Annotated in this window: 17 protein-coding genes and 1 pseudogene; 10 read left to right on the top strand and 8 right to left on the bottom strand. The window is 61.6% G+C overall.

Translation table 11 applies throughout. From position 1 onward, the window contains the following. Positions 1-47: 47 nt before the first annotated feature. Together ribB and aroC are read right to left on the bottom strand one after the other, a co-directional pair. Positions 48-1148, bottom strand: coding sequence for a 3,4-dihydroxy-2-butanone-4-phosphate synthase (gene ribB / locus NKH01_RS04895; RefSeq protein WP_023716904.1), 1101 nt, complete (start codon positions 1146-1148; stop codon positions 48-50). Between the two features lie 98 nt (positions 1149-1246). Further along, a complete protein-coding gene (gene aroC, locus NKH01_RS04890) occupies positions 1247-2356 on the bottom strand; it encodes a chorismate synthase (RefSeq protein ID WP_352483721.1) in 1110 nt (369 codons plus the stop codon). Positions 2357-2632: 276 nt separating this feature from the next. On the opposite strand from aroC, the gene NKH01_RS04885 reads away from it, so the two are divergent. Further along, on the top strand, positions 2633-2896 hold the full coding sequence (locus tag NKH01_RS04885) for a DUF1344 domain-containing protein (RefSeq protein ID WP_023716902.1): 264 nt from the start codon (positions 2633-2635) through the stop codon (positions 2894-2896). Between the two features lie 52 nt (positions 2897-2948). Here the strand turns inward: NKH01_RS04885 and NKH01_RS04880 are convergent, their stop codons facing one another. Together NKH01_RS04880 and fabI are read right to left on the bottom strand one after the other, a co-directional pair. Next, positions 2949-3536, bottom strand: coding sequence for a histidine phosphatase family protein (locus NKH01_RS04880; RefSeq protein ID WP_352715666.1), 588 nt, complete (start codon positions 3534-3536; stop codon positions 2949-2951). 31 nt (positions 3537-3567) lie between these two features. Then, positions 3568-4386, bottom strand: a complete 819-nt coding sequence (fabI, locus tag NKH01_RS04875) for an enoyl-ACP reductase FabI (RefSeq protein WP_353019250.1) — start codon at positions 4384-4386, stop codon at positions 3568-3570. A gap of 281 nt (positions 4387-4667) precedes the next feature. On the opposite strand from fabI, the gene NKH01_RS04870 reads away from it, so the two are divergent. The 5 genes from NKH01_RS04870 (at position 4668) to NKH01_RS04850 (ending at position 11686) form a co-directional block, all read left to right on the top strand. Next, positions 4668-7763: an ATP-binding protein gene (locus NKH01_RS04870; protein WP_353019248.1), complete on the top strand. Its 3096-nt coding sequence runs from the start codon at positions 4668-4670 to the stop codon at positions 7761-7763. After that, a complete protein-coding gene (locus NKH01_RS04865; RefSeq protein WP_352715673.1) occupies positions 7763-8911 on the top strand; it encodes a YcaO-like family protein in 1149 nt (382 codons plus the stop codon). Before NKH01_RS04870 ends, NKH01_RS04865 begins: the two co-directional genes overlap by 1 nt. 61 nt (positions 8912-8972) lie before the next feature. Beyond that, positions 8973-9641 (top strand): TfuA-like protein, encoded by a 669-nt coding sequence (locus NKH01_RS04860; protein WP_353019246.1) that lies wholly within the window; start codon positions 8973-8975, stop codon positions 9639-9641. Positions 9642-9776: 135 nt separating this feature from the next. Then, on the top strand, positions 9777-10925 hold the full coding sequence (locus NKH01_RS04855; RefSeq protein WP_502895965.1) for a gluzincin family metallopeptidase: 1149 nt from the start codon (positions 9777-9779) through the stop codon (positions 10923-10925). A 29-nt stretch (positions 10926-10954) separates the two neighbouring features. Continuing rightward, positions 10955-11686 (top strand): hypothetical protein, encoded by a 732-nt coding sequence (locus NKH01_RS04850; protein WP_352715682.1) that lies wholly within the window; start codon positions 10955-10957, stop codon positions 11684-11686. A 63-nt stretch (positions 11687-11749) separates the two neighbouring features. Here NKH01_RS04850 and NKH01_RS04845 read toward each other — a convergent pair whose 3' ends face one another. Both NKH01_RS04845 and NKH01_RS04840 read right to left on the bottom strand, forming a co-directional pair. Beyond that, positions 11750-12679: a DnaJ C-terminal domain-containing protein gene (locus tag NKH01_RS04845; RefSeq protein ID WP_352846037.1), complete on the bottom strand. Its 930-nt coding sequence runs from the start codon at positions 12677-12679 to the stop codon at positions 11750-11752. A 103-nt stretch (positions 12680-12782) separates the two neighbouring features. Next, positions 12783-13244, bottom strand: a complete 462-nt coding sequence (locus NKH01_RS04840) for an RT0821/Lpp0805 family surface protein (protein ID WP_352814280.1) — start codon at positions 13242-13244, stop codon at positions 12783-12785. Between the two features lie 39 nt (positions 13245-13283). Between NKH01_RS04840 and pdxH the strand changes: the two genes are divergently transcribed. The 4 genes and pseudogenes from pdxH (at position 13284) to NKH01_RS04820 (ending at position 14863) form a co-directional block, all read left to right on the top strand. Then, complete coding sequence (gene pdxH / locus NKH01_RS04835; protein WP_292663882.1) at positions 13284-13901, top strand: pyridoxamine 5'-phosphate oxidase; 618 nt, start codon at positions 13284-13286, stop codon at positions 13899-13901. 32 nt (positions 13902-13933) lie between these two features. Next, positions 13934-14098 (top strand): annotated as a pseudogene (locus NKH01_RS04830) (CopG family ribbon-helix-helix protein); the annotation flags it as partial. Positions 14099-14129: 31 nt separating this feature from the next. Then, positions 14130-14492: a type II toxin-antitoxin system RelE/ParE family toxin gene (locus tag NKH01_RS04825; RefSeq protein ID WP_353019812.1), complete on the top strand. Its 363-nt coding sequence runs from the start codon at positions 14130-14132 to the stop codon at positions 14490-14492. Positions 14493-14563: 71 nt separating this feature from the next. Then, positions 14564-14863: a hypothetical protein gene (locus NKH01_RS04820; protein WP_023716881.1), complete on the top strand. Its 300-nt coding sequence runs from the start codon at positions 14564-14566 to the stop codon at positions 14861-14863. 72 nt (positions 14864-14935) lie between these two features. Here the strand turns inward: NKH01_RS04820 and NKH01_RS04815 are convergent, their stop codons facing one another. After that, positions 14936-15688, bottom strand: coding sequence for a crotonase/enoyl-CoA hydratase family protein (locus NKH01_RS04815; protein ID WP_352483724.1), 753 nt, complete (start codon positions 15686-15688; stop codon positions 14936-14938). A 36-nt stretch (positions 15689-15724) separates the two neighbouring features. After that, a complete protein-coding gene (locus tag NKH01_RS04810; protein ID WP_352588988.1) occupies positions 15725-17488 on the bottom strand; it encodes an acyl-CoA dehydrogenase family protein in 1764 nt (587 codons plus the stop codon). Positions 17489-17716 lie beyond the last annotated feature (228 nt).

The following is a 17716-nucleotide window of genomic DNA, read 5'->3' as shown; positions in this document are numbered from 1 at the left end:
CCGGCCCGAGGCGGGGGCCGGACGCATACCAGCATCGTGAGAACGGTCTAAAGAATCTCGGTCTTGGCGATGTGGATGCCAAAACCTTCGAGGCCGACATAATGGCGCTCGCGCGAGGCGATCAGATTGATCGAGGAAATGCCGAGATCCTTGAGGATTTGCGCGCCGAGGCCGATCTCGCGCCATTCGTTCTCGCGCCGGCGCGCCTCTTCATGGTCCTCGCGGTCGCCGGCAGCCGGCCGCTTGCGCTCCTGATGGGCGACGCCGACCGACCCTTCGCGCAGATAGACGATGACGCCGCGCTTGCGCTCACCCATCGCCTTCATGATGGCGTCCAGCCTGTGGCTGGTGCCGAAGACGTCACTCACCACGTCCTCGGAATGAAGGCGCACCGGCACCTCGACGCCGTCGCGGATATCGCCGAAGACGACCGCCACGTGATGCATGGAATCCCAGGGCAGCGTATAGGTAAAGACCTGCGCCTTGCCGCCGGGCGTCTCGATGTCGGAACAGGCGACGCGTTCGACCAGCGTTTCCTTGCGTTGCCGGTAGGCGATGAGGTCGGCAACCGAGATCTGCTTCAACCCGTGCTTTTCGGCGAAGGCCTGCACCTGCGGGCCGCGCATCACGGTGCCGTCATCGTTGACCAGCTCGGAAATGACGCCGACCGGCGGCAGGCCGGCGAGCTTGCAAAGGTCGACAGCGGCTTCGGTATGGCCCGAACGCATCAGTACGCCGCCCTCGCGCGCGATCAGCGGAAAGATGTGGCCGGGGCGCACGAAATCGGACGCGCCGACATTGCCATTGGCGAGATTGCGCACCGTCAGCGTGCGGTCGTCCGCCGAAATGCCAGTCGTGGTGCCGTGCTTGAAGTCGACGCTGACGGTAAAGGCAGTGGTGTGGGCAGAATCATTGTCGGCCACCATCGGCGACAGGTTGAGCCGCTTGGCTTCCTCGCGCGGCATCGGCGTGCAGACGATGCCTGACGTGTTGCGGACGATGAACGCCATCTTTTCCGGCGTGCAATGGACGGCGGCGACGATCAGGTCGCCCTCGTTCTCGCGCCCGTCATCGTCCATGACGACGACGATCTCGCCGCGCTCGAAGGCGCGCAGGGCTTCAACGATCTTCTTCTGGTCGTAAGGCATAAGCGCTCGTTTCACTCGCAGGGGAGTAGGGGAATAGGGCAGTACGGCAGTAGGGAAAAGGAAAAAATTGGCTGCTTGGCGTGCACCAACATACTCCCCTACTCCCCTACTCCCCTCCCTGTCTGTCCCCGATGCCGCAGATAATGATCGGCAATGGCGCAGGCAACCATCGCCTCGCCGATCGGCACGGCGCGGATGCCGACGCATGGATCGTGCCGGCCCTTGGTCATGATCTCGACGTCGTTGCCGTCCTTGTCGATCGACTTTCGCGGCGTCAGGATCGACGAGGTCGGCTTGACGGCGAAACGCGCGACGATCGCCTGGCCGGTCGAGATGCCACCGAGGATGCCGCCGGCATTGTTGGACAGGAAGACCGGTTTGCCGTCATTGCCCATGCGCATCTCGTCGGCATTCTCCTCGCCGGTGATGCGGGCGGCCTCGAAACCGTTGCCGATCTCGACGCCCTTGACGGCGTTGATAGACATCAGGCCGGAGGCGATGTCCTGGTCGAGCTTGGCATAGATCGGCGCGCCAAGCCCCGCCGGCACGCCGTCGGCGACGATCTCGATGACCGCACCGACCGAGGAGCCCGCCTTGCGGATACCGTCCAGATATTTGGTGAAGACGGCGACCGACGCCGGATCGGGAGTGAAGAACGGGTTTTCGGCGTCACCGACGAAATTCCAGTTCCAGTTGGCGCGATCGATCGATCTTTCGCCCATCGACACCAGCGCGCCGCGCACCACCATGCCTGGCACGATTTTGCGGGCAAGCGCCCCGGCCGCCACTCGCGCCGCAGTCTCACGCGCCGAGGAGCGACCGCCGCCGCGGTAATCGCGCAGGCCGTATTTGACCTCGTAAGTGTAGTCGGCATGGCCCGGCCGGAACTGGCGGGCGATGTCGCCATAGTCCTTGGAGCGCTGGTCGACATTCTCGATCAGCATCGACACCGGCGTGCCGGTGGTGATCATCGTCTCCCCGTCCTCATCGACAATAAAGCCGGACAGGACCTTGACCTCGTCAGGTTCGCGACGCTGGGTCACAAAACGTGACTGGCCGGGGCGACGCTTGTCGAGTTCGGCCTGGATCTCGTCGCGAGTGAAGCGGATGCCGGGCGGACAGCCATCGACGACGCAGCCCAGCGCCGGCCCGTGGCTTTCGCCCCAGGTGGTGACGCGGAAGAGATGGCCGAACGTGTTGTGCGACATGGAACCAGCCCTGCCGGCGTCGGAGCCGGCCTAGCGCATGACCTCGAAAATCGGCGCGATTTTCGGAAAGGATCATGCGCAAAAAAATCAAAAGTGCTACAGCGTTCGTTGCGCGCCCAGGAGGACGCGGCGCTGCAGCTTGCCTTCTATTGGCGTTTTCCACAGTGGTCAAACTGTGATCCGGCGGATTTAGTTTTGACACATTCGATTGGTTTCTGCTCAGTTCCGTTCCGTTGGACCGAGCCGCTGTACCGGCAATGATTAAAGAGGACGATGATGCGTATCCTGATTGGCGCTGTTGCCGCCACGCTGTTGATTTCCACCGCCGCCTTCGCCGGCCAGACCGAAGGCCTGATCAAGAAGGTCGACAAGGACGCGCTGACGCTGACGCTGGACGACGGCAAGTCCTACAAGCTGAACGCCGAAACCGATCTCGATGCGCTGAAGCCGGGCATGGACATCGTCCTCGCCTATGACGTGACGAATGGCGAGAACGTCGTCACCGACATGGAATTGCCGGATACCGGATCGACCGAGTAGGGCGCGTCGGTGCCGGCCCGACCTGGTCTCAACATACGCTACCTCATCGGTCTCAAAGCCACTCCAGGCGCCGGCCGTCCAGCCTGAGCAGGCGGTCCTGCGGCACTTCCATGCTGACCGCCTCTTGTTCAGACATCCCCAGCACCAGGCGGAACAGCGCGCGCATGACGCCACCATGGGTCACGCAGACCGTCTGGCGATCGAGAGCGTCGAACCACGGCTTCACCCGTTCGAGCAGCATCTGATAGCTTTCGGCGCCTTCGCCGGGCGGCTGGAAATTCCATTTATCGAGGCGGCGGTGCCTGGTCGAACCGGGATCGTTCGCCTCGAGTTCGGCAAAGGTGAAACCCTGCCAGTCGCCAAAGCTCAATTCTACGAGTAGCGGCTCGGTACGATAGGCGTGCGGATCGAGCTTCATCGCCGCGCGCAGGCGCTCCATCGTCTCGCGCGTGCGCCGCATCGGGCTGGCGACAAAGTCGAAATCTTCGGGCCTGTCGATGAGGTCGGCCAGCCTACGCCCGTTGCGGCTAGCCTGCTCGCGGCCAAGCTCGTTGAGGTCGGTATCGGCCTGCCCCTGCAGCCGGGCCTCGGCGTTCCACGCCGTCTGGCCGTGGCGCACGATATAGACGAGCGGGTACATCAGGTCTTCCGGAAGAGGTCAGGCGGTGGCGTCAGTCCTTGACCGTCGAAATATCCGGCGCGTCGACCGCCTTCATGCCGACAACATGATAGCCGGAATCGACATGATGGATCTCGCCGGTGACGCCGCGCGAAAGGTCGGACAGGAAATAGACGCCGGAATCGCCAACCTCCTCCTGCGTGACCGTCTGCTTCAACGGCGAATTGTATTCGTTCCACTTCAGGATGTAGCGGAAGTCGCCGATGCCGGATGCGGCAAGCGTCTTGATCGGGCCGGCGGAGATCGCGTTGACGCGGATCTTTTTGGCGCCGAGGTCGACGGCCAGATAGCGCACGCTGGCCTCGAGTGCCGCCTTGGCGACACCCATGACGTTGTAGTGCGGCATCACCTTTTCCGCGCCGTAATAGGTCAGCGTCAGCAGCGAGCCGCCATCGGTCATCAAAGGCTCGGCACGTTTGGCGAGGGTGGTGAAGGAATAGACCGAAATATCCATGGTGCGCAGGAAATTGTCGCGCGTCGTCTCGACATAGCGGCCGGTCAGCTCGTCCTTGTCGGAGAAGGCGATGGCGTGGACGAGGAAATCGAGCTTGCCCCAATGACTGGCGATATCGGCGAACACCGCATCGAGGCTGGCCGGGTCGGTCACGTCGCAATGGCCGGCGACATGCGCGCCCAGTTCCGCCGCAAGCGGCTCGACGCGTTTCTTGAACGCCTCGCCCTGATAGGTCAGCGCGATCTCGGCGCCGTGGTCGACACAGGCCTTGGCTATGCCGTAAGCGATCGAGCGATTGTTGGCGATGCCAAGGATAAGGCCGCGCTTGCCGGCCATAAGGCCCCGTCCACCCGCCATGTCAGCGCTCTCCGCAAGGTTCTCTACTTTGTGGAGTGCCTATCGCACAGCCACAGTGCCCCTTCAAGCGTTCAAAGCGGACAGTTCGGGGGACAAAGCCGTTGAGTCCCGCCAACCCACAGCGAGAGGTCCTGAGGTTCCGGCGATCGCCGCTCTGTAATTTGTGCTCTGTCATACTTTTGATAGTATGCCCTGTCAGCGAGGGTGACATGTCGCATAAGAGCCGAGTTGATGTTCCGAAGGCGGGGACTGGCTCGCGCCTTCCGATCGGCAGGGAGTTGATGGACGACGGCATCGAGGCCCGTCACGAGCGGCGCGTACTAACCGCCCTTTGCTACGATCTCGTAGGCTCCACCGAGTTGCTCAGCCTGCTCGGCATCGAAGATTTTGAGGAACTTATCTTGGCGTTTCAAATGGCCGCCAGGAAAGCGATCGTGTCGTGCTCCGGAACCGTGAGGGTCGAGGTCGGCGACGGCGGCGTCGCTGTGTTCCCAGTCGATCTGGGTGCGAAGGATGCGGCGTCGCTGACCATCAGCGCCGGACTTGAGATCGTCAGGGCATGCAAGCTCCTTGCCGCGGAGAAAGGGAGGAGCGACCTACATGTGAGGGTCGGTGTGGCGACCTCGATGACGCTAATCCTGAAGGGGGATACCGCTGCAGCGCAGGACACGGTAACCGGCCCTGCATTTGCGCTGGCAACCAGGCTGCAGGCAATCGCCCGGCCAGATACCGTCGTCGTGTGCAACGAGACGCGCAATCTGACACGGCGCTCACACGTATTTAGCTTCTGCGGTTCTCACGTCATCAAAGGGTTCGCGCAACCCGAGCAGGTCTGGCAGGCGCTGAGCCACAAGCGGGGGGTAGACCGTTTCTTCGCGTTCGGACGCCTCACCAGCCCCTTGATCGACCGTGCGGATGAGGCCGAGCTGATACATGAATGTTGGAATGAAGCCGTTTCGGGACGTGGCCAAGTCATCGTGATCGAGGGCGAAGCCGGCATTGGCAAGTCGCGCATCCTACACGAGGTGCGCCGGCGAACGCGCTTCCAACGCAACAGGTTGCTCCTCTTCCAATGTATGCCAGGCGACTCGCGTTCGACGCTGTATCCACTGCGGCAGGCGATGCTGGGCAATTTCGACGACGGCGAGCGTGCACTCACCCCTGCGCTTGTGGCCGAGGTGTTCGCCGCAAATGACGTTCACGACGCCGAAGTCGTCGACATCCTTTCTTTTCTGCTCGGCGTGGAAGGCGCGAGGTCCGGTTTCCATGAGATGGATCCGGAAGTGGTCCGGGAGAAGGCCGATTGGGCTGCGCGCCATGCGTTACAAGCAACGTGCGCCAGTGGCCCAGTGGTCTTGATCGTTGAAGATATTCACTGGATCGACCTTACGTCGAAGCAACTGCTGGGTGAACTTGCAAAGCTGGTTCCTAGTTTCCCCGTGCTCTTGATCGCAACGGCGAGGCCGGGATGTGGCGACTGGCTGGACGATAAAAGCAAGCATGTCTTGCTCGCTCCCCTTGAGCATGCCGACACCTTGCGGGCAATCGCGACCATGTGGCCTCAAGGCAAGCGAGCGCCTGCGCCTGAGCTGATAGAGTTGGTCGAGCGCGTCACCGGCGGTGTACCCCTGTTCATCGAGGAAGTTTGCCAATGGATGGCGGAGAATGCCGCTAGCGGTACGGAGCAGCTGCCACAGGGCGTTTCGCTCGGCCGCGCGGCAGTGTTGGAAACAGTGTTGGATGCCCGGCTTGAGCCTCTCGGCCGCGCCCGCGAGGTGGCGCGTGCGGCCGCCGTCGCTGGCAACAGATTCAGCCTGGACTTGCTATCGGCGCTCTTGCCGGAATTTGACCCGGGCACAATCTCTGCGGCGCTCGATGCCCTGGCCGAGGCAGGCTTCGTACGCGCCAGGCACGCAGCAGCAACAGTGTACGCGTTTCGGCATGTGCTTATCCAAGAGACGATCTATAATGGAACACTGCGGAAACGGCGGCAGATCCTGCATCAGCGTCTTTACGCGGTGGCTAGTGACAACCGCAGCCTCGTTGGCTGGCTAACAACGGCAGCTCTTGCAGATCATGCTGAGCGAGGCGGCCTGCTTGACGAAGCGATCGGCGAGTTCGTCAATGCCGGCATGGAAAGCTCGTCCCGCTCGGCCATGGCTGAGGCAAGGCAGTTGCTCGAGCATGCCATTGCGCTTTGCGAGCAGGTTTCTGATCATGACAAACGGGATGCGCTGCGGCTCTCGGCGATGGTGGCGCTCGGGCCGATACTGACCGCCGTCGAAGGGCCAAATTCCGAGCACGCCCGCAGGCTCTATGACGACGGCGTAAAGATCGCACGGCGTCGGCCGATAGCGGAGCGCGCCAAGTGGTTCCCGATCTATTGGGGTTGGTGGTTCACGGGTTCGGTCGTTGACGGCGAGCGGGCGCAGGCCGTCGTCAGTGATCTACAGGAGGTTAACGACCCCGAGATTCAGCTTCAGGCTAGGCACTGCTTGTGGGCAGTCGATTTCAATCGCGGAGACCATGGTGGATGCATAACCGCGATTGATGCTGGACTGCCGCTCTATGACGTGGGCCAGGGGCACGCGAATGCCACGCGTTTTGGGGGGCACGACGCGCGCGTGTGCGGCTTGGCGCATCGTGCACTGTCGCTGTGGTTCTCGGGACGTGCAACGAGCGCTCTCCACTCCATGTCGGAGGCCCGCCGCTGGGCACAGCAGACTGGCCATGTCAGCAGCATTGCGCATGCCTGTATCAACGACGCGATGCTGAGTTGCTACCGCCGCGACTTCACTTCGTTACGTGACGTGATTGAGGATCTGCGACAGCTGACCGCGCTTCATCACCTGCCTTCGCTAGTCGTCTCGGCACAAATCTTCGAGGGCTGGTGCGATGGCAACGCTGGCCAACTCGAGCGGGGCAAGGACAAGATGCGTGAGGCCCTCGGCCTGCATGGACAAGTGCAGACACCCGAGGACGAGCCCGTCTATTGCGGCATGCTAGCGGAACTTCTCGCGCGCTCGGGTGAGATCAGTCACGCGCTTGCCCTGCTTCATTCGGCGGTGGCGCAGGCCGAGGCGGGTGGCAGCCGATATTGGCTGGCGGAACTACACCGGCGAATTGCACAACTTCTCGTCCTTGACAGGGCGGCAGCTGGCCGGGTGGCAGCTGCCCTTGAGAAGAGCCTCAATACTGCAGCCGAGCAAAATGCCGTGCCCATCCTCATCGCGGCCTACGAGACGCTCAGTGCGTCAAATCTCTCGCCCGAACTGCTTCGGCGCTACAACGACCGTGTCGAAGCGGCAAGGAAGTCGGTTGAGCCCGGCGAACCGCTGATCGTGAACCCTGAGCCGGAACTGCGGGCCAGCCGATAGTGGAACAATATGAGCGCCTTGGTCCTCCGGCAGACGAAGCGCTGACCTATCTGATGTCGATGCGACAAGCGTTGGGCATCACCCGTATTGCGGACATTACCGGCCTGGACCGTGTCGGCATCCCGGTCGTGCAGGCAACGAGGCCGTTCTCGTTTTCAAACGCGGTCGCGCAGGGAAAGGGCGCCAACCTAGCTCGCGCTGCGATATCGGCCATTTTGGAATCCGCTGAAAGCTTTTTCGCCGAGCGCATCGAACATCTTGATGCAGCTTACGCTTCGGCCAAATTACTACAGATACCCTACGGGCGATTTGAGATGTGGCTGCGAGAGCCCGCACGTGCTGATTGGCGCGGCCGAGAAATCGCTTGGGTAGAGGCGGAAAACCTGCTGGGCGGCGGCCGCGACTTCGTTCCGCTGGAATTGGTGCACACGGCCTATCTCGTACCGCCGAGCCCCTGTGACGGAATTTTCACGCCAACGACAACCGGACTGGCGGCCGCACTTGATGAAACAGACGCCATCACACACGGCATATTGGAATGCGTCGAACGCGATGCGATCGCCCGCGCTCTCAAGACGCATGGCTTTCTGCATCACCAGCGAATCGATCCAGCGACCATCGATGACGCAAGGGTCTTGGCCCTATTGGATGAACTTGCACGAAAGGACATGATCGTCGGCCTTTGGCTTGCGCCGTCGCCTGTTGGCCTGCCTGTGATTTGGTGCCATCTGATGGAGAGCAATCCTCGCGAGACGGCATTGCTCCATCTGCCAGCCGATGGCTCGGCCGCTGCATTCGATCCGGCGGCAGCTGCCGTCCAAGCGATCCACGAGGCGGCGCAGGCGCGGCTTGCGGCGATCTCGGGTGCGCGCGATGACATGACCCGGGCGTCTTATCCGAAATATCCCGACTGGCAGCTTATCGAGGCGCACCGCCAGCTGATCACCGACGGCCGAAAAGACGTGAGTTTCGCACGCCAGCCTGCCCATCGAGCGGCGTACGGGCAGACCTTGCGTGGCAGCCTTCTCGCGAGACTGGAGGAAAGCGGAATCAGCGCCGTTTATCTGGTCCGCCTCAAAACCAGCCCTTGGAACCGGCTGTCGGCCGTCAGGATAGTTATCCCCCAATTGTACCCTTTGGTGGAGTGAGCGGATGCGACCTCGGCTCGTTTTCACCGGCCCCACGCTATCGCATCCAGAGGCACAGCAGGTGGCCGATGTGATCTGCCTGGCGCCGGCGGTGCAAGGCTCAATCATAGCTGCGGTGCAGCGTTATGACCCCGCTGCAATTGTCATCATAGACGGCGCTTTCCAGGCTGAGCCGGCAGTGAGGCACAAGGAGATACTGTGGGCGATCAGCCAGGCCATCCCGGTGATTGGTGCCGGAAGCATGGGAGCCTTGCGAGCCGCCGAGCTTTACCCATACATGCACGGCGTTGGCCTTATCTATCGATGGTACCGCCGCTTTGCTTTGCTGCCTGACGACGCACTGGCAGTGCTGTACGGTCCGAAGGCGGTGAATTTTTCGCCACTAACGCACGCTTTGGTTGATTTGCGAATGACCATCCGCGCTGCTTGGAGGCGGAACCTGATCTCCACCGATTTGTCAGGAAAGCTTGAGAATGTGGCCCGGAACCTCAATTTTCGGGAACGTACGCTGTCGCGAATGGTCCGCGAGGCATTGCCGGAAGCCAGTGATCATGATTTCGAAGTCTGCCGGCAAATTCTCGCAGGAGCTTTCGTTCAGCAAAAGAAACGCGACGCACTGTCAGCTCTGCAATTTATGCGCGAAAATGCATTGGTGCCGGCGGAATTGAAGAATTTCAGAATGACGGTCGCGTTTGTCCAGGATTTGGAGGACGCCGGCTTAGCAATCTGACGACAGAGTTGCCGGTGATACTTGGTGCAATTTACGAAGTGCAGGCTTCGTGATAGTGTCGCAGACCATGGGAGGGGCCGCGCAGTGGGAGGGGCCGCGAAGTTGAACGCGCTCGATGTCGCCGGTCGGGCGGGGATGTCGGCTGGAACACGCTTCCTGCTATACCCACAAGCGCCTTACGTTTCTGGGTACGAGAAACCCGAGGTAGTCTGGATTTCAACATCGCCTGGTTTGATCCATCCGGGCCCGGAGGATCGTCGCATATACGTGCGTGATCCCGTGCTGGACAAGCAGCCGTACGAGTATCCCTACCTGCCGCCCTTCGTTGGCGCGTATTTCCCACCAGCCGAACCCGGCTTTGATGGTCATTTCGACCACCTCTCTCTTCAGTCGCGCCAGTTCCTGGCAGCGCATGCGTTCGCGGCTGCGAGCCGGGTGCTGGACATCTGGGAAAGCTATCTGGGCAAGCCGATTGTCTGGTACTTCGCCGAAACATACGAGCGGCTTGAGATCATTCCCTGGGTTGACTGGGAGAATGCGCAATCGGGGTATGGCTATCTGGAGCTTGGCCGCGAGCGTGGAGCCGATGGGCACGGCCATCCATATGCCCTAAACTTCGACGTGATCGCGCATGAAATGGGTCACTCCATACTCTTTTCTCTCTTCGGAGTGCCTAAGGAAGGCCTGCAGGACGGCGACTTCGGGCCGTTCCACGAAGCCAACGCCGATCTTATTTCGCTGCTTTCGTTCCTGCATTTCGACAGCGGGATGGATCGATTGTTACGGCACAGCCAGGCAAACCTGCTTGTCCTCAACGAGCTCAACCGCATCGCCGAACTGACGGGCGACCGCCAGATCCGCCTTGCCAGTAACTCGCGCAAGATGACGGAAGTGACCGAAGAGATTCATGACAGGTCCCGCCCCTTCACGGGAGCGGTGTTCGATACCTTGGTCGATCTCTACCATGCCGGCCTGGTGCGGCAGGGCCTGGCCGACGAGCGCCTGCTTCGCTTCGACATCAGGCAGGTTGGCGAAGCCGACATGCGGCACATCTCCAACTTCACGGGCGATGCATTCCGGGCCAGTCCATTCCTTTTCAAGACCGAGCTAATCAAGGCGCGCGACGATGTCGCGCTTGCGCTAGCGCGCGCGTGGGCGCGGCTCGATGCCGATCATCTCACATTCGCAGTCGCAGCCTCCGCCATCATCGAAGTGTCCGACCACATCCGCCCGGCGATAGCGGCAAGCTTCGAGGAGAACTTCAGGTGGCGGGAAATTTTATGAACTGGTGATTACAACGGAGGAGAAGCAACATGAGCGACGATTTTCACCGACCGACACTGACTTTTCCCGATGGCGCGTATAACGCCAGCCAAGCAAGGCTCTACGGCATCCCCGGGAGTCGTGGTCTCGTGTTCCCGGGGAGTTCAAAGGCCGTCGGCACAAACAACACAAGCATTTCTTCAAATATATCTATGGACGATCCAAAAGATGATGAGAAAACTAATGCAGAAGTTAAGAAAGCAATAGAGGAATTAAGAGGTACAGGAAAAAATATATTATCTGACGAAGAAGTATTCAAAAAACTTATTACCATACCTGACTTTCCGTGGCCGATAGGACTGTCGTACCAAATTGCACTCGACACGCGAAAGTTTGGTAAAATCGCTTTATCAACATTGATAACAATAAAAGAGGCACTAGCGGAAGGACAATTGCTTTCTTGTGGGATTATTGTTGGTTATTCATATGAAGGACATTGCTATGATCTACCGAAACCGAAAATCATGTTAATCCCAGCCTTTCCTGAAAAAATCCCGCCCGACGATTGCGGCTATGACAAGAAAAATAACCAAAATGGGAGTGTGGAGGATAGATACATGCTTTGGATCGTCGACAAGCTTGATGAGTGCATTGAATTCGAAACGAACCAGGGGTTCGTCGAACAGATCGTTCTCGATGCAAATCTGCCCGGCAAGCGCTCGCCCACGATGTATGCTTCCCGGATGATGATGGGGCACCGCGGGGGAAGACTTGGCGACTGATAGGCGCGAGTGCGCGCATGACCGATCGCGAGTTGTGGTCGGCTAGCCCCAGTTCGGCTTCCGTCAGCCCTTTCGCCGACGCATCAGCGCCTCGAGCTCGGCGTCGCCGCCTTCCGGCAGCATCAGCCGCACATGCGCGTAGAGATCAGCGTGACCGCCGGCTTTTTCCGGCAGACCCCTGCCCTTCAGCCGCAGAACCTTGTCCGAGCTTGACCAAGGGGGAACATTGACCGCAATCCTGCCGGTCGGAGTTTCGACCGCCACCTTGGCGCCATGCACCGCATCGGCCAGTTCCACCGGCAGGTCGACATGCAGGTCGCGGCCCTCGACGCGGTAGCGCGGGTGCCGGCGAAAGCGGATCTTGACCAGTGCATCGCCCGGCTGCCCCGGCCCTTGCTCGCCCTGGCCTTTCAGGCGGATGGTCTGGCCGTCCTCGACATAGGCCGGCAACTTGACCGCCATCTTGCGGCCGTCGGGGAACATCGCCGTCACCTTCTCCGCGGTGGCGGCTTCCTCGATGGTGACGTCCAGCGTCACGTTGAGATCGGCGGCGGTCGGGGCCTGACGGCGGCCGCCCGCGCCGGCGCCGCGCTGCTGGGTGAAAGCATCGCCGAAGATCTGGCTGAAGATGTCGCTGTTGCCGTCGAAGGGATCGCCGCCGGGACGGCCCGTGCGGAATTCGAAATGCGCGCCGCCCGGCCCTTGCTGCCGGCGGAAACCGGCGAAAGGATCGGCGCCGCCGGCCGCGCCTTCGAAACCCTGGAAACGCGGTTTGCCGTCGGCGTCGATCTCGCCGCGATCGAAAGCCGCCCGGTTCTTCTCGTCGCCGACAATCTCGTACGCCTGGTTGGCGGCGGCAAAACGGTCCTTCGCCTTGGGATCATCCGGATTCTGGTCTGGATGATACTTCTTGGCGAGCTTCCGGTACGCCGATTTTATATCCTTGGCCGATGCGTTCTTGGCAACGCCCAGCACCTCATAGGGGTCGCGCATGCTTACTGCCCTGGAGAAGGAGTGAGTCCACGATTTGCTACCCCTATATGCGCTCGCATAGGAAGAAATTCCAGTGGCTTGCCACCATATGGCTGGCGGAAAATCAGAGCGCCTTGAAGTCCTGCATTCGCCAGGCGCTGCCGCCGGCCAGGCATACTTCGCCCTTGAACAGCACGACGCCGTCGAAGCTTTCGCGTGACGCGGTGAAGCGACGGCATGTCTCGCCGTTAGCCCTGAATTCCGCCAGTTCGGTGATGGAGCCGCGCGAGCCGGTGTCGGCATTCGCCCAGGGAACGGCCTGCCCGGCCAGTTGCTCGACGTCGGCGGAGGACACGGCGTTGCGGATCGTGGCCTGGTCGGAGGCGCGGTCCTGATCGAGCGGCGTGACTGGGGCCGGCGTGCTCGAGGTCAGCACCGAGCGGTCGACCTCCGCCTGCTCGAGGCTGAAGCCGCCGCCGCCACACGCGGCAAGCGGCAGGACGATTATCACGATCATGGCTTTGGCGCTGGCCGAAGCGATAACGTTCCATTGCCCACTGTCAAAAGCTTGCGCGATACGCGACAATCGGCAATCTCCCCAGCCGGCGACAAATTTGGGAAAACTATGAGCGAAACCGGGTTAACAAGCGGTGACTTTACCGAGGCGGCGGAGCCGTTCCGGCTTTTTGCGGCGTGGCTCGACGATGCGACGAAGAGCGAGATCAACGACCCCAACAGCGTGGCTCTGGCGACGGTCGATGCCGAGGGCATGCCGAATGTGCGCATGGTGCTGCTCAAGGGCTTCGATGAGGGCGGCTTCGTCTTCTACACCAACTTCGAGAGCGCCAAGGGCCGTGAGATCCTGGGCAGCATGAAAGCGGCAATGTGCTTCCACTGGAAATCGCTGCGCCGGCAGGTGCGGGCGCGCGGCCCGGTGGAGATCGTCACCGACGCCGAAGCCGATGCCTATTACGCGACCCGCCCGCGCGGCAGCCGCATCGGCGCCTGGGCCTCCAAACAGTCGCGGCCGCTGGAAAGCCGCTTCGCGCTGGAAAAGGCGGTCGCCGAATATACGGCGCGCCACGCTATCGGCGACATCCCGCGGCCAAAACACTGGTCGGGCTTCCGCATCGTGCCCCAGACCATCGAGTTCTGGCACGACCGTCCGTTCCGGCTGCACGACCGTGTCGTCTTTTCGCGCAACGCCGAGGGCGGCTGGGACAAGGTGAGGCTTTATCCGTAGGGGACGATGCCGCGCTGTTTCAATCGCAGGACTCCTATGTGGCTGCGCAGGCCATCGAGGATTTTGTAGCCCGTGAGGAATGGCAACTCGCCGAAATAGAGGCAGGATTGGCTGAAGCCTCGCGCGGCGATTTTGCCAGTGCCGGCGAGGTAGAGGCTGTTGTCGGGAAATACGTCAAGTCGACCCGCCAGGCATAAGCCACAGTCAATCCGCTAAACCGAGCGGGCGCTGCGGCGGCTTGATGAAATCGGCGCGCATGGCGAGAAAGACAATCCCGAGGCCGCCGCGAGAGTCATTGCGCGCATCGTAACGGCGGCGGGACGTCTCGCCGAACAACCGCGATGGGGCGTGTCGGGCGCATCAAGGGGACACGGGAACTCGTCTTGGTCGAAGCCGTATATCATCCCTCATCGCGTCGACGGCGAGACTGTCGAAATCCTCACCGTCATGCACGCCGCCCAGCGGTGGCTTAGGCCTTGTAAGTCGCTCGGCACCCAGGTCAGGCCATACCGCCTACGCCGAACCACCCGGAACTCCCGGGCTCCAGAGACCTGGCGCTTCCGATCTCACTTCAAGATCTCGTGTGCGTGAAACGTTCCAGCTTGCGGGGACGAACCAGGGAAGGGCTCAACGCGCCGCTGGCGCAAATTCAGGAGGACGCAATGCATTCACTCAGGTTGGTCACGATAGCCGGTCTTGCCGGCCTTTTCGCTTCGCAAGCCTTTGCGGAGGACGCGATGGGGACAATGACGGTGATGAAGGGTGGCGAGGTCATGGCGATCATGCCCGATGGGCATATGGGCACCATGATGCCCGACGCGAAGATGAGCGCCGAAATGATGAAAATGGCGAAACCGATCAAGCATTGCATGATGTTGATGACCGACGCCAAAGGCAAGACATTCATGATCGACACGTCTTCGGCAAAGGCCCAGGCCGAATGTAAAAAAATGGCGATGTGACAAAGAGAGCATGGCGAGAAAACCCGCCGGTTGCTGCCGGCGGGTCCACGATGCGAGACAAGGCCAGAAGGTCTAGGCCTTTTTCCTGGTCAAGAAGGCGGTCAAGGCGGCGCGGGCTTCATCGGATTTGAGCCGCTCGCGGAAATGCTGGCTTTCCTGGCCGATGCGCTCGACAAGGTCTTCGCGCGAGCCGCGCATCAGGTCTCGCGCGATCCTCAGCGCTTGCGGCGGCTTGGCCGCGATCTGGCCCGCCGCCGCCAATACCGATGCTTCGAGTGCGTCTTCCTCGACCACCTCGTAGATCAGCCCGGCGGCCTTCGCCCGCTCGGCCGAAAAGCCCTCGCCAAGGCCAAGCAGCGCGAAAGCGCCCTGCCGGCCGAGGATCTGCGGTGCGAGCAGGCTCGAACCGGCCTCCGGCACAAGGCCGAGATCGACGAAGGGCGTCCGGAATATTGTGCGCGGCGTGGCGAACGTCAGGTCGCAATGCAGGTTGAGCGTGGTGCCGATGCCGACCGCAATCCCGTCGACGCCGGAAACCATGGGCTTTTCCACTTTGGCCAACGCCATCAGGAAATCCCAGACTTCGGTACCGCCTTCGCCGCCCGAGGCGATGACCATGAAATCGGCAAGGTCGTTGCCGGACGAGAAGGCACCGGGCACGCCGAGAAAGACATGGACGCGGATCGCCGGATCGGCGTCGCCGCCGGTAAGAGCCGCCGACATTGTCGCATACATGGCGCGGGTCAGGGCGTTCTTCTTGTCCGGACGGTTGATGCGGATGATCTGGATGGCGCCCTGGCGTTCGACGAGGATGTGGTCTGTCACGGATTGTCCTTTGTGAATTTCGGGCGTTTGCGAACGTCAGGCTGAAATCAGCGACTTGCCGGCAACGCCAAGGCTGTCGGCGCCGCCGATGACGCGCTCCTTCAGCGCGCCCACCTCGCCCAGCAGGTTCTCGGCGAAGAACCGGCAAAGCGCGATGCGGTTTTGGTCGGCAAGCGCACCGCGCGCCAGATAGGCGCTGCCAGCGGCAAGCGAGATCAGCCTGAGATAAGGTGTGGCGCCGGCCAGCGCCTCGTCCGAACGGCCTTCGGCCTGCAGGTCTTGCAGGAAACGGGTTGCCTGGGAGAGGTCGTCGAGCGCCTGGTCGAGCCGATCGGCGGTGCGGCCGAAGCCTTCAAGGTTCGACGCTCGCACCGCATCGGCGACGGCCTTGAGCTCGGCGATGTAGCCATGCACATGCTGGCCGCCGCCGAGCGGCAGTTTGCGCGTCACCAGATCGATTGCCTGGATGCCATTGGTGCCTTCGTAAATGGGCGCAATGCGTGCGTCGCGATAAAGCGCTGCAGCCCCCGTCTCCTCGATAAACCCCATGCCGCCATGCACCTGAAGCCCAAGCGAGGCGACCTCGACGCCGACATCGGTGGAAAACGCCTTAGCCAGCGGCGTCAAAAGATTGGCGCGTTCCTGCCAGTGCTTTGCATCCTCGCTCGCGGACGCGAGATCGATGGCGTGGGCGCAGGAATAGCAGATGGCGCGGGCAATCTGGGTCAGCGCCTTCATAGTCAGAAGACTGCGCTGGATGTCGGGGTGATGCACGATCGGCGCCATGCCGGCACCGCGATAGCTTGCCGCCTTGCCTTGCCGGCGATCATTGGCGTAGGCCAGCGCCTTCTGCGTCGCCGCCTCGGCGACCGCGACGCCCTGGATGCCGACGGCAAGACGCGCATTGTTCATCATGGTGAACATGCAGGCGAGGCCTTTGTTCTCCTCGCCGACCAGCCAGCCAATCGCGCCGGGCGTGCTGCCTTCGAAGCCATCGCCATAGATCATGGTGCAGGTCGGCGAAGCGTGGATGCCCAATTTGTGCTCCAGCGCGGAGCAGAAGACGTCATTGCGCCCGCCCAGCGCGCCATCGTCGCCAACCAGGAATTTCGGCACCAGGAACAGCGAAAGGCCACGCGTGCCGGCCGGCGCGTCCGGCAGCCGCGCCAGCACCAGATGGATGATGTTGTCGGTGAAATCGTGCTCGCCGTAGGTAATGAAGATCTTTTGCCCGAAGATGCGGTAGGTGCCGTCGCCGGCCGGCTCGGCACGGGTTCGCAAGGCATTCAGGTCCGAGCCGGCCTGCGGCTCGGTCAGGTTCATAGTGCCCATCCATTCGCCAGAGACCAGCTTTTCCAGATATTTGGCCTTGAGCGCTTGCGAGCCGTGCTTGTCAAGTGCTTCGACCGCACCCATGGTCAGCGTCGGAGCGATGCCGAACGCCATTGAGGCGGAGTTCCACATTTCGAGCGCGGCGGCGCCGAGCATGGCCGGCAGCGCCTGGCCGCCATACGCTTCCGGCGCGGACAGCGCGTTCCAGCCGCCATCTATCCAGCGGCGATAAAGTTCCTTCCAGCCGGTTGGCGTGGTGACGGCAGCGCCGTTGAGCACCGCGCCTTGCCGGTCGCCGATCTCATAGAGCGGCGCCACCTCCTCACTGGCGAAACGGCCGGCCTCGGCCAGAATGGCGTCGACGAGGTCTTCGCCGAGTTCGCCAAAGGTGCCGGCATCGAGCGCCGCCTTCAAGCCGGCGACATGCTTCAGGGTGAAGGCGATTTCCTCGACCGGTGCCCGATACATGGCGCTCGCTTCTCCTCAGCCTGGCTCTCCTCAGTCCGGCAGGCCAAGTTAAGACCCGTGCCGGCGCAAATCATCTGCTTTCGGAGTTCCCTGTCCATCTTCTTTTTACGTAAACGTCAAACCTTGTCACGTGGATTTTGCAATTGCCACGACGCAGGCTAAATTCGCCAAGATAGAGCAGAATACCGAAATAGGATTGCCTCGTGCTCGCAGACCTGACGCCCATCG

The organism is Mesorhizobium sp. M1403, from assembly GCF_040317695.1.
Lineage (GTDB): Bacteria > Pseudomonadota > Alphaproteobacteria > Rhizobiales > Rhizobiaceae > Mesorhizobium.
Note: the sequence above shows the minus strand (reverse complement) of the source record. Positions and strands in the feature narration are given on the sequence as shown.

Excerpts from the sequence above, each read along its gene's own strand:
- NKH01_RS04845 (WP_352846037.1), bottom strand. The coding sequence starts at position 12,679 with ATGCGCGACCCCTATGAGGTGCTGGGCGTTGCCAAGAACGCATCGGCC.
- NKH01_RS04820 (WP_023716881.1), top strand. The coding sequence starts at position 14,564 with ATGCATTCACTCAGGTTGGTCACGATAGCCGGTCTTGCCGGCCTTTTC.
- pdxH (WP_292663882.1), top strand. The coding sequence starts at position 13,284 with ATGAGCGAAACCGGGTTAACAAGCGGTGACTTTACCGAGGCGGCGGAG.
- ribB (WP_023716904.1), bottom strand. The coding sequence starts at position 1,148 with ATGCCTTACGACCAGAAGAAGATCGTTGAAGCCCTGCGCGCCTTCGAG.
- NKH01_RS04885 (WP_023716902.1), top strand. The coding sequence starts at position 2,633 with ATGCGTATCCTGATTGGCGCTGTTGCCGCCACGCTGTTGATTTCCACC.
- NKH01_RS04810 (WP_352588988.1), bottom strand. The coding sequence starts at position 17,488 with ATGTATCGGGCACCGGTCGAGGAAATCGCCTTCACCCTGAAGCATGTC.
- NKH01_RS04880 (WP_352715666.1), bottom strand. The coding sequence starts at position 3,536 with ATGTACCCGCTCGTCTATATCGTGCGCCACGGCCAGACGGCGTGGAAC.
- NKH01_RS04870 (WP_353019248.1), top strand. The coding sequence starts at position 4,668 with ATGGACGACGGCATCGAGGCCCGTCACGAGCGGCGCGTACTAACCGCC.
- fabI (WP_353019250.1), bottom strand. The coding sequence starts at position 4,386 with ATGGCGGGTGGACGGGGCCTTATGGCCGGCAAGCGCGGCCTTATCCTT.
- aroC (WP_352483721.1), bottom strand. The coding sequence starts at position 2,356 with ATGTCGCACAACACGTTCGGCCATCTCTTCCGCGTCACCACCTGGGGC.
- NKH01_RS04850 (WP_352715682.1), top strand. The coding sequence starts at position 10,955 with ATGAGCGACGATTTTCACCGACCGACACTGACTTTTCCCGATGGCGCG.
- NKH01_RS04855 (WP_502895965.1), top strand. The coding sequence starts at position 9,777 with ATGTCGGCTGGAACACGCTTCCTGCTATACCCACAAGCGCCTTACGTT.